Origin of the sequence: Limosilactobacillus agrestis (assembly GCF_014145585.1) — a bacterium.
GTDB classification, from domain to species: Bacteria; Bacillota; Bacilli; order Lactobacillales; family Lactobacillaceae; genus Limosilactobacillus; species Limosilactobacillus agrestis.
Genome location: NZ_JACIVF010000021.1, coordinates 1 through 11,010, shown reverse-complemented (window position 1 = coordinate 11,010; position 11,010 = coordinate 1). Strand labels below are relative to the sequence as shown.

The window sequence follows — 11,010 nt, the reverse complement described above, 5'->3', positions numbered from 1 at the left end:
TATTCTTCAACAGCTTTAAGTTTAGTTTTAACGCTAATTTTGGTCATATAAAATACCCCCAGAGTTGATTTCCAACTCTGGGGGTACACGTCATTTTCGATAAAGCAATTGATAAAACTCAAACGATGACTAGCACAACAAAGGCTCCTCTAGTGATTATTATTTGTACTTAAACTCGATTCTTGGGTTTATAATGCGAAGTTAACCTAATAGTTTTTTCCGTTACTTTACTATCGTTTTGTTCACCAAAAAAGAGGCTGAAAGAAAACAAAAGTTTTCTCTCAGCCTCAACTGTTTTCACGAACAATGGTCAGCCCTGCTGAGCCAATCATCGTTCTAGCCTAGTCCACTGCCTTGTCGAGAAGGTTATTTCCTCTCTCTTTATATGGGTTGCAAGGCTGTGAAAAACTATTCCGAATCATTAAGAACTTAAACGTTTTAATCCGCTATAAATGCTTATAGAAAAGCATTTTAGAACCCTGTGCTCTTCATTTTAAGCCATCTAGCGGATTCGAACCGCCGACCTCATCCTTACCATGGATGTGCTTCTACCTAACTGAGCTAAGATGGCGCTTAAAGTATAACCGAAGATGGGCTTAAATTGCAAGATTTACCAGCAGCTACTTTTGCAAATATATCTTCTTCTAGAAAATATTGCTATTTGTTTTCTTCTGCTACAGTCTCTTTTTTCACATCTTGTCTGTCTTCTCTCTTTACCATCGATGAGTGCTGCATTCCATAGGCAAAGTAAATAATTAAACCGAAAACAAACCAGATACCGGCATAAAGTTTTGCTTGATAATCCAACCCCATAAATACAACCAATGAAGCTAGGAAGCCAAGAGCTGGTAGTACTGGATAAAACGGCATTTTAAATGAAGGTTCTGGAATATCCTTCCCTTCACGACGACGTAATGCATAAATCCCAAGAGAAACAAACATAAAAGCAATCAAGGTACCGGCCGAAATCAATTGAGATAGGAACGCAAATGGGAAGAAAGCACCAATTAAAACAGCTCCAATTGTAAGTGTCCAGAGAGCTCGATTTGGTCGATTATTTTCATCAAGCTTCCCAAGCCATTTTGGCAACATTCCATCACGTCCGAATGAGTAGATTAACCGTGAACCAGCCATACTCATCCCAATTAAGGCCGTAAACATTCCTAGAACAGCAATTATTTGGACAACTGTCGCTACACCACCATGATGGGCTGCACGTAATGCCAGTCCAACTGGTTCTGCACTATTAGTATATTGTTGGTATGGAAGTACGCCGATTAATACAAGACTAACAGCAACAAAAAGAACAACAGCGATAACAAGAGAACCAAGGATTCCACGTGGCATTGTTTTTTGAGGGTTGATTGCTTCAGCCGAGTTAGCAGCAATTGAATCAAATCCAATGTATGATAAGAAAATCATCGATACACCAGCATAAATTCCTTGCCACCCCCCAAACGCACCATTAGCAGTTTCATGATATTTTGGGACAAATGGTACAAAATTACTTGCTTTAATTGCAGTTAATCCAACAACGATAAAAAGTAAAATTGCAAAAACCTTAAGAATAACAAGGAGATTTTCAACGCGAGCAGCCTGTGATACCCCACGTGAAATTAAGAGAGCAACTAAAATAATTACAACAACCGAAACAATATCAACTACCCCACCATTTGTACCAAAAGTATTTGATAATGAAGCTGGTAATTTCCAACCAAGTGGCACAAATAATGCCCGGAAGTTGGCAGAAAGTCCAGACCCAACAAAGGCCAAAGCAATAAAGTATTCAGCTAATAATGCCCAACCGGCAACCCAACCAAAGAATTCTCCAAATACCACATTAATCCATGAATATGCTGAACCGGCAAACGGCATTGCGGCAGCCATTTCAGCATATGCGAAGGCAACTAACCCCGCAACGATCGCAGCAATCAAAAAAGAAATAACCACAGAAGGTCCGGTATGCATTGCAGCCACTTCACCAGGAAGAGTGAAAATGGAAGTGGATACAATCGTTCCAACACCTAAAGCTAAAAAGTCCCGCACCTTCAAAGATCGAACCAAATGACCGTCTTTATTATCATAAACACGCGGGTCTTCTTTACGTGTAATTGTTTTCCAAAAGCTCATAATCATCCTCCTTTACGTAAATAATTAAAAATAGATTATAATTATAAGAAAAACTTTAATATATTTTACCAAGGCACCTTTCTCTGGTCAATTGTTTATTTAAATTAACCAAAGAAAACGTTTTCTTTAGTTGTGGGTATATCAAACATTTTTTCTTAAAGTAATTTAACATTGAATTACTAGCCATAATTTTATAAATAAAAATTTAATGAGTAAAAAATGAGTTAATTACCTTTCGCTAATTTCAATAATTCGGGTTAAAATAATTATAACCATATTCGAAAAGAGTGATTTTTAATGCTATCCCCGGATGAAATCCGTTATGCAGTTAAAGTTATGCGGCAGAAGTTTCCAGACGCTGGTACTACTTTAATTGCTACTACAAATTATCACTTTCTCCTGGCAACAATTTTAAGTGCTCAATCAACAGATCAATCTGTCAATGAAGTTACACCAGCATTATTCACAAGATTTCCTTTGCCGGCTGATTTAGCTAGTGCCAAACCAGAAGAAGTTGAACCATATATCAAAAAACTGGGGCTCTATCGTAACAAGGCCAGATTTTTAGTTAAAACTTCACAACAACTTGTCACTGATTTTAATGGCAAAGTCCCTCAAACATTAAAAGAATTAATGAGCCTATCAGGAGTCGGTCGCAAAGTAGCAGATGTTGTTCTCGCTGAATGCTTTAATATTCCTGCTTTCCCAGTCGATACGCATGTTAGTCGTGTTGCTCGACGGTTACGAATGGTAGAACCAAATGCGACCGTCCTTACAATTGAAAAGAAATTAATGAAGGTTATCCCGCCTAAACACTGGCTTGATGCTCATCATAGCATGATCTTTTGGGGACGTTACGTTTGTACTGCACGAAATCCTAAATGCCAAACATGTCCCTTATTAGCAATTTGCGAAACCGGACAAAATAATATAATTTAACTGTGGGAGTTGTTACTAAATAAAATGAGTAAATTACAAGCAAATCAATACCTCGGAAATGGCTTTAGTGCCTATGGTGGTGAATTAGAAGTTTTGTTAACTTATCAAGACAATAAGATTCAAGATTTACAAGTAACTAAACACCATGAATCTGAAATGGGACAATGGGCTTTAGATGAACTTCCTGGCAAGATCATTGCTGCAAATAGCGCTGATGTCGACGGAATTACTGGAGCAACTGCTACCAGTCGGGCAATTAAGGACGCAACCACAGATGCTCTTAACAAAGCACAACGACAAAAATAAAAATACGAGGTGGGGAGCTTCCCATGCCTCGTATTTTTATAATGTCTTAATTTCCATTAAAACGAAAAATAGCCATAAGGATACCTAAATAGCTCCACTTCCACCACCAAGTGAAACAACAACCCCTATAGCCACCCAATAATAATCAGTAGCGACATTAAAAAACATTACATCTCCTCAAGCTTTAATCAGTGGTATTTACTTTTTGCTCATGTCGTAAAATGAATGTTATTACCCAGGAAATAATTAAGAATATAGATACAAACCAGTATGGATATTGATAATTAACATCTAACAAATAACCACTAATAAGCGGGCCAACAATATTCCCAACACTAGTTAGTGACATGTTAACACCATTTAGCAATCCTTGATTGGCCTGACTCATTTTAGTTAGCAATGTTGTAATTGCTGGTCGTAACAAATCAAAAGCCTCAAATACTAATAAGGTTGCTATGATAATGTGCCAATGAGAGTGATCATAAATCACTAGGATCGTCCCAATCAAACTAACAAAGAAACAATATCTCATTAATCGTACTTCACCAAGCCATTGAACTAACCGATCAAACAAAAATACTTGTAAAATTAAAGAAATAATCCCATTAAGGGTTAGAACAAGCGCAATTGCACTTAAATTGAAATTATGAACTTCATTTACATATAAACTGTAAATACTTTCAAAACCAGCAAGACCAAACGCCGCTACAAAAATCATCCCAAATAATGTCATAAGGGATGGAGTCATAATTTGTCTTAGCTGACTCCAACCACTAGATAATAAGTCATCTTCCGGATTTTTAGTAATACTTTTAACAAGTTCATCTTCATCATGCGGTAAAAATTGCCATGCTATTATTGTACTAACCAGGCCTAGCAACCCTGCAATCCAGAAGGGAAACTTGTAATTAACATGTGCTAACATCCCGCCTAATCCGGGGCCCAAAATTAAGCCACCACTAAATGCTGCTGATAACCAGCCAATCACCTTAGCGCGGTCTTTTTCACTAGTAATGTCCGCCGCTAATGCCATTGATGTTGGCACAAACATAGCTGCTGATAATCCATCAATAGCCCGTGATAAGTCAAATAACCATAAATGCTGTGCTAAGGCAAAAATAAATTCAGCCATCGCGAATATCAGCAATCCCCATACTAACATTGGCTTTCGTCCAATTTTATCTGAAATCCGACCAACAATGGGAGAAGCAATAAATTGTACAAAAGCAAATAGGGAAGACATCACTCCCATGTCAAAGGCAGTAAAGTGATATTCATTTTTAATGAACGGTTCAACCGGGAAGATAAGACTCATTCCTAGACAAATCAAAAACTCACAAAAAAGAACTATAAAGATTATACGCTTTACTTCTTTTGTCATGATATATTTCCTCTCTATATATTTTTACAGAATAAAAGTGGTGCCACCAAATTTATCCGATGACGCCACTTTTATTTGTTAAGTATAGAAGCAACTCTACCATGTATTATTTTTTTATACTAGTCTATTTTCTTTATTTAAGGTTTCCTTAATCTTTTGCTTGTAAACTTTCTTGATACTTTTCCTTAATGAAGTCGGCTGATGTTTGAAGTTTTTGCAGCTCTTCTTCTGTCAAGTCAAGTTGTGCTTGCTCTACAATTCCATCACGACCAACGATTGCTGGGTAAGACAAGTAAACTCCGTATTCTTCACGGAAATTCGATACCGGTAATTCAGTTAATGAATCGGATAAAATTGCATTAACAAGCTTAACAGCTGCCGTTGCAACTCCATAGTTAGTATATTTTTTCCCTTGAAAGACAGTCCAGCCGCCCATCTTGGCTTCCTTATCAAGCTTTTCTAAGTCTAATCCACGCTTATCTGCTAATTCAGTTAAAGGACGACCAAGAACGCGAACAGTGGACCATGCTGTAAATTGAGAGTTACCATGCTCCCCAAGATTATAACCATCCACAGAACGCGGATCTAAATTAAGCCGTTCGGCCACCGCCCGCTTCATTCGTGCAGAATCAAGCAGGGTTCCTGTTCCTAATACATGGTTCTTCGGAAGACCAGTTATTTTTTGAAAGAGCGAAGTAATAACATCAACTGGGTTAGTAATGGCCACAATCTTGCCGTTAAAGCCACTTTCCTTAATCTTTTGAGCAACCTCTTTTACCGCTTGACGAGTAAATGGAAGTTCCGCAAAGCGATCAGCATTAGGATTATCTTGAAGTTTGATATTTCCTAATGCAGATACAATTACATCCGCATCCTTTAATGCACTGTAATCATTAACAGTAATATTAATATGGAAAGGCAAATTAGCCATTGCATCTTCAAAATCAAGTGCATCCGCCTTAACCTTTGCTTCGTTTTTATCAATCAGAACTAGATCATCTGCAAAACCCATTGCCACAATGTAGTGTGCAACTGTTGATCCAACATGCCCCATTCCAATAACTCCAATTTTCCGTGTCATTACTAAGACCCCTTTCACTTTTTAATCGTTTTCTAATGTTATCATAATGTTTCTTTAATTGCCAGAAGATAATCAAAATAAAAAGGTGAAAAAACAAGGTAAAAAACGTTTCAAAATTGAAAAAGGTTCCAAGAAATTTCTTCTAAAAATATCAATCCGTTATTTTGAAAGAAAGATAGGTACTCCATAAAGTACAGTCTGTTCCAGCAACAGATAGCTATAATGATGAATGCTATAATTATTATAGCTCTGAGTATCCGTGTGAATATAAAATTGCAATTACACTAGCTATTCTACCTAATTAAATACTGCTTTTCTCGCTTATTTACCTCATCTTCACTATAATCATTCAATTGCAGTCTTCAACCAATTTCACTGAAGTATTATTCTGAACTAATAACATCACAAAGTCCTTTTAGTACCCATAAAATAGTTATTTTTGAGACCACTGCTTTTTTTGTAATATTCTCAAGCTTTACTGGTTTATTTATTAATTTTCAATTCTTACTATCTTTAATAAATACTATTGTCATCTTTTGTGAAACAATTAATGACTAAAATAAGGCAATATTTAAATTAAAATACCTATTGACAAAAATGAGAGAATAATTATAATAAAATGCATAACAATTAATTGAACGTTAAAACATATCGAAAAGCAGAGTAAATAGCGAGGTTTATAAGAGAGCTTCTGGGTGGTGTAAAGAAGTAAACGTAACTATTGAAGATGGGCTTGGAATGGTATCGATGATTGTTAGTCGATAACGGGTTAGCACACGTTATTAGTGCTAGGTAATTCTAATCATTTTATTAGAGTAACCTACTGAGGCTGGGTCTGTGAAGATTCAGTAAATAAAGGTGGTAACACGAAGCACTCGTCCTTTGAATAAAGGGACAAGTGCTTTTTTTATTTACTAATAGCTTAGCGTTCTATTAACTAACAAAAGAATTTAATTTATTGATTGAAAGGGAGTTTTACTATGAAAAGAAAGAAAAGAAGAAACATCATTATTTGGTCAGTAGTTGCACTTATTGTTATTATTGCTGGATACTTTAGTTTTGTTCGTCCGCAACAACAAGCAAAACGGACTGTTACTGTTGGGATTATGGCTGGTTCAAAACAAGACGATGAAATTTGGAATTCAGTAAGCCAAACCGCTAAAGATAAGTACAACATTACCTTAAAATTCAAACGATTCACTGATTACAACCAACCAAACAAGGCTTTGGAAAATGGCGATGTTGACTTAAACGCCTTCCAACACAAGTTATTCTTACAAACTTGGAATAAGGCCCACAAAACTGATCTTGTTTCTTTAGGCGATACGTTTATTACTCCAATCCGGCTATATTCCAAGCAATATAAGAATGTAAAGGAAATTCCTAATGGTGGCACTATCGCCGTCCCAAATGATGCTTCAAACGAATCACGGGCATTATTCGCACTAAAGAATGCTGGTTTAATTGAATTAAAGAAGGGTACTAAGCTTGCAACAGTAAATTCAATTTCCAAGAATCCACGTGACCTTAAGATTAAGGAATTAGCGGCCGACCAAACTGCACGGTCTCTTGATAACGTTGATGCAGCCGTAGTTAATACTAACTATGCACAAGCCGCCGGTCTTAATTATAAGAGTGCTATTTTTGTTGAACCGATTAACAAGGATTCAAAACAATGGGTCAATATCATTGCTGTTAAAAACAGTGAAAAGAACAATAAGATTTACAAAGACGTTGTGCGGGCCTACCAAACTGAAAAAACAAAACGAGAAATCAAGAAACTATATGGAACCGCAGAAATTCCTGCTTGGGATCTAAATTTCAATAAATAAGGAGGATTAATATGGTGAACCCAATCATTGACTTAGACAATATTAGTGTAACTTTTAAACAACGAAAACAAGTTGTGCACGCGGTTAAAGATGTTACTTTAAAAGTAGAAAAGGGCGACATTTATGGAATTGTTGGTTATTCCGGAGCTGGTAAATCAACACTAGTTCGAACAATTAACCTCTTACAGCTTCCCACTGCTGGAACTGTCACAATTAATGGAACAGTATTTTTTAAGGATCATCACCAACAAATTAGTAATAAAGAGTTGCAAGAAAAGCGACGAAAAATTGGAATGATTTTTCAACACTTCAATTTATTAAATGAAACTTCAGTAATTGAAAATGTCCTTTTTGCTCTTAAACATACTGACTTAAATGATGACGCAAAAGAGAAAAAGGCTCTTGAACTTTTAGATTTAGTTGGCTTAAAAGATAAAGCTGAATTTTACCCTGTACAGTTATCCGGTGGTGAGCAACAACGGGTTTCAATTGCCCGGGCATTAGCTAATGATCCTGAAATCCTAATTTCTGATGAAGCCACTTCTGCGCTTGATCCACAAAATACCAATCAAATTTTAGACCTTCTTAAAAGCCTCAACGATAAACTAGATTTAACAATCGTTTTAATTACTCATGAAATGGATGCTGTTAAACGGGTAGCTAATAAAATTGCTGTGATGGAATATGGACAAATAATTGAACGTGGAGCATTACAAAACGTGTTCCTCCACCCACAACAGGACTTAACCCGTCAATTTGTCGGAGGTTCCCTGGCAGCGGTCGATACACTCAAATCATTCGATCTTGGCCACCTTGGTGATGATGAAGAGTTACTTCAATTAGTTTATGATGCAAATAACGTAACAAAATCAATCATTATTGAGTTATATAAGAAACTACAGGTTGAGGCAAGTATGCTTTATGGAAATATTGAAGTCTTAGCAGGTTCACCAGTTGGTACACTTTTTATAGTTATCAAGGGCGATGCCAATAAGCGTCAACAGGCTATCGACTTCTTAAAAGAAAATAATGTTACCGTTACAAAGATTGACGATCGGAGGATTTGGAATGAATAATCTTATACCAAATGTAATTCAACTTGGTTGGGGTGGTGACAACGGTTGGGGTACTTCAATCGCGCAAACCATCTATATGACTTTTTGGCCCGCTATTTTCGGCGGAATCTTAGGTTTAATTTTTGGAGTAGCCCTTGTAGTTACTGAGCCAGGTGGAATTTTAGAAAATCGAATTGTTTTTAGTATTGTTGACAAAGTTGTATCTATTTTCCGGGCAATTCCATTTATCATTTTGTTAGCCTTTATTGCCCCATTCACACAATTGATTGTTGGGACACAGATTGGAACTACCGCGGCATTAGTTCCCCTTTCGTTGGGAGTATTCGCCTTTTATGCTCGTCAAGTTCAAGTTGCTCTTGAAAGTGTTGACCACGGTAAAATTGAAGCGGCACAAGCTATCGGTGCTACTAACTGGGACATTATCATTGACGTTTACCTTCGCGAAGGTCGCTCTGAACTTGTCCGTGTTTCTACTGTTACGCTAATTAGTTTAGTTAGTCTTACCGCAATGGCTGGTGCAATTGGTGCCGGCGGTTTAGGTAATACTGCTATTTCATACGGTTACGATCGCTTTAATAATGACGTAACCCTCGTGGCTACTATCCTTGTTCTGCTATTTGTTTTGATCATTCAAATAGTTGGCGATATTTTAGCCAAGCATCTTAACCACCAGGACCGTTAAATTTAGGAGGATTATTATGGAAGTCAGCGAAAAAGTTAAAGTACTGCAAGATTTAATAAAAATCCATTCTGTTAATGGGAATGAAGTTGAAGTAGCCTACTACTTACAAAAACTTTTAGCAAATCATGGAATTGATTCAAAAGTTGATGAATTTGGTGACCGACGTGCAAATTTAATTGCGGAAATCGGGACCGGTGAAAACAAAAAAATTCTTGGCTTCACTGGACATCAAGACACCGTGGCAGTACCCAATCCAGATCGCTGGCAACATGATCCATTTGGTGGGGAAATTGATGGTGATTTTCTTTTTGGCCGTGGAGCGGCGGACATGAAAAGTGGCCTTGCTGCTCAGGCTATCGTGTTAATCGAATTAAAAGAAGCGGGTCAACTACCATCGGGAACCGTTAGGTTTATTGCAACTGCCGGCGAAGAACTAGGCACTCCTGGAGCTTATCGTTTGCAAAAGCAAGGTATTATCAATGATCTTGACGCTTTAGTAGTCGGTGAGCCAACCGGCGGTAACGTTATTTTTGCCCACTCCGGAAGTATGAATTACCGCGTTACTAGTTATGGAAAATCATGTCATAGTTCACATCCCCAAAATGGTATTAATGCAATTGAAGGATTACTAAAATTTATTGAGGAAGAGAAATATCTTTTTGATAATGCCAAGAATGATCAATACCTTGGAAAAGTACAACATAGTATTACAGTTATTGATGGTGGATCGCAGGTTAATACCATTCCTGACAGCGCCAGTTTACAAGGGAATATTCGCCCAACTGCAGCATTTGATAATGTCAAAGTTGCAAACCGATTAAACGATGTCCTTGAATATATTAATCACACAACCCCCTTCCAACTAGAACTAAATATTATTCAAGATTTTTATCCAATCGCTACCGAACCCAATAATAATTTTGTTCAAGCCGCCTTCAATGCTGCGCAACGAAATTATCCAAATGACATCAAGCTTGATATTATCAATGGGGCAACAGATGCAAGTGTATTTACATTAAATCGCCCTGACCTTCCCGTTGTGATTTTAGGATGTGATGATTGGAAGGTGGCTCATCAAACCGATGAATATACAACGATTTCTAGTTACATCGCTACAATTAAAGCTTATAAACAAATTATTCGTGATTTTTTTGATGAATAAATAGGCTACTAGAATAACTATCCCAATTAGTAAATACGAGGTAGTTTTTTATCCATTATGGCAATTCAATGCTATAATGTAGTTGATGAAAGCGATAACAAATTTTGCTAAGAAAGGGTGTTTACCATGATGTCATTATTAAGTAACGTAATCGCTGTTGTGAGTTTTTCCGCAATTTTAGTAGCTTCAGTTCTAAGTTTATTTATGGGTGGTAAACACCAACATAGATTTTATTAAAAAGTTCATCGAAAATAAGAGTGAACAATACTTATCTCTCTCAGACTGTTATTATTCGCTCTCTTTTTATGCTATATTAGGAGAAAAATAAACTTTAAAACAGACTAAGCTTAGTAGTGGAAATATCAGAACGACGGTTCTGATATTTCCACTACTTTTTTGTTAAAGTAGGGGTGAAGTTGAC

The 11,010-nt window shown here is 36.8% G+C and carries 9 protein-coding genes, 1 tRNA gene and 1 other annotated feature; of the genes, 6 read left to right on the top strand and 4 right to left on the bottom strand.

Features of this window, described 5'->3' with window-relative positions; translation table 11 throughout:
- Positions 1-496 precede the first annotated feature (496 nt).
- Positions 497-571 (bottom strand) — tRNA-Thr (locus H5R88_RS01790).
- An 86-nt stretch (positions 572-657) separates the two neighbouring features.
- A complete protein-coding gene (locus tag H5R88_RS01785) occupies positions 658-2,130 on the bottom strand; it encodes an APC family permease (RefSeq protein ID WP_182600109.1) in 1,473 nt (490 codons plus the stop codon).
- A gap of 297 nt (positions 2,131-2,427) precedes the next feature.
- On the opposite strand from H5R88_RS01785, the gene nth reads away from it, so the two are divergent.
- Both nth and H5R88_RS01775 read left to right on the top strand, forming a co-directional pair.
- Positions 2,428-3,069 carry an endonuclease III gene (gene nth / locus H5R88_RS01780; RefSeq protein ID WP_182577658.1) on the top strand — a complete coding sequence of 214 codons (642 nt, stop codon included), beginning with the start codon at positions 2,428-2,430 and terminating at the stop codon, positions 3,067-3,069.
- Positions 3,070-3,093: 24 nt separating this feature from the next.
- Entirely contained in the window at positions 3,094-3,375 is a 282-nt protein-coding gene (locus H5R88_RS01775) for an FMN-binding protein (RefSeq protein ID WP_182577657.1), read from the top strand.
- Positions 3,376-3,559: 184 nt separating this feature from the next.
- Here H5R88_RS01775 and H5R88_RS01770 read toward each other — a convergent pair whose 3' ends face one another.
- Together H5R88_RS01770 and H5R88_RS01765 are read right to left on the bottom strand one after the other, a co-directional pair.
- The gene (locus H5R88_RS01770) at positions 3,560-4,756 is read right to left on the bottom strand and encodes an MFS transporter (protein WP_182600108.1); all 1,197 of its coding nucleotides are present in this window, start codon (positions 4,754-4,756) and stop codon (positions 3,560-3,562) included.
- Between the two features lie 148 nt (positions 4,757-4,904).
- Positions 4,905-5,837 (bottom strand): L-lactate dehydrogenase, encoded by a 933-nt coding sequence (locus H5R88_RS01765; protein WP_182577655.1) that lies wholly within the window; start codon positions 5,835-5,837, stop codon positions 4,905-4,907.
- A 642-nt stretch (positions 5,838-6,479) separates the two neighbouring features.
- Positions 6,480-6,723: a binding site (T-box leader), on the top strand.
- A gap of 94 nt (positions 6,724-6,817) precedes the next feature.
- Here H5R88_RS01765 and H5R88_RS01760 point away from each other — a divergent pair.
- The 4 genes from H5R88_RS01760 to H5R88_RS01745 are packed head-to-tail and all read left to right on the top strand — an operon-like array spanning position 6,818 to position 10,589.
- Entirely contained in the window at positions 6,818-7,669 is an 852-nt protein-coding gene (locus H5R88_RS01760) for a MetQ/NlpA family ABC transporter substrate-binding protein (RefSeq protein ID WP_182600107.1), read from the top strand.
- Between the two features lie 11 nt (positions 7,670-7,680).
- Positions 7,681-8,745 (top strand): methionine ABC transporter ATP-binding protein, encoded by a 1,065-nt coding sequence (locus H5R88_RS01755; protein WP_182600106.1) that lies wholly within the window; start codon positions 7,681-7,683, stop codon positions 8,743-8,745.
- Positions 8,738-9,427 (top strand): methionine ABC transporter permease, encoded by a 690-nt coding sequence (locus H5R88_RS01750; RefSeq protein ID WP_182577652.1) that lies wholly within the window; start codon positions 8,738-8,740, stop codon positions 9,425-9,427. Before H5R88_RS01755 ends, H5R88_RS01750 begins: the two co-directional genes overlap by 8 nt.
- 16 nt (positions 9,428-9,443) lie before the next feature.
- Positions 9,444-10,589: an ArgE/DapE family deacylase gene (locus H5R88_RS01745; protein WP_182600105.1), complete on the top strand. Its 1,146-nt coding sequence runs from the start codon at positions 9,444-9,446 to the stop codon at positions 10,587-10,589.
- Positions 10,590-11,010 lie beyond the last annotated feature (421 nt).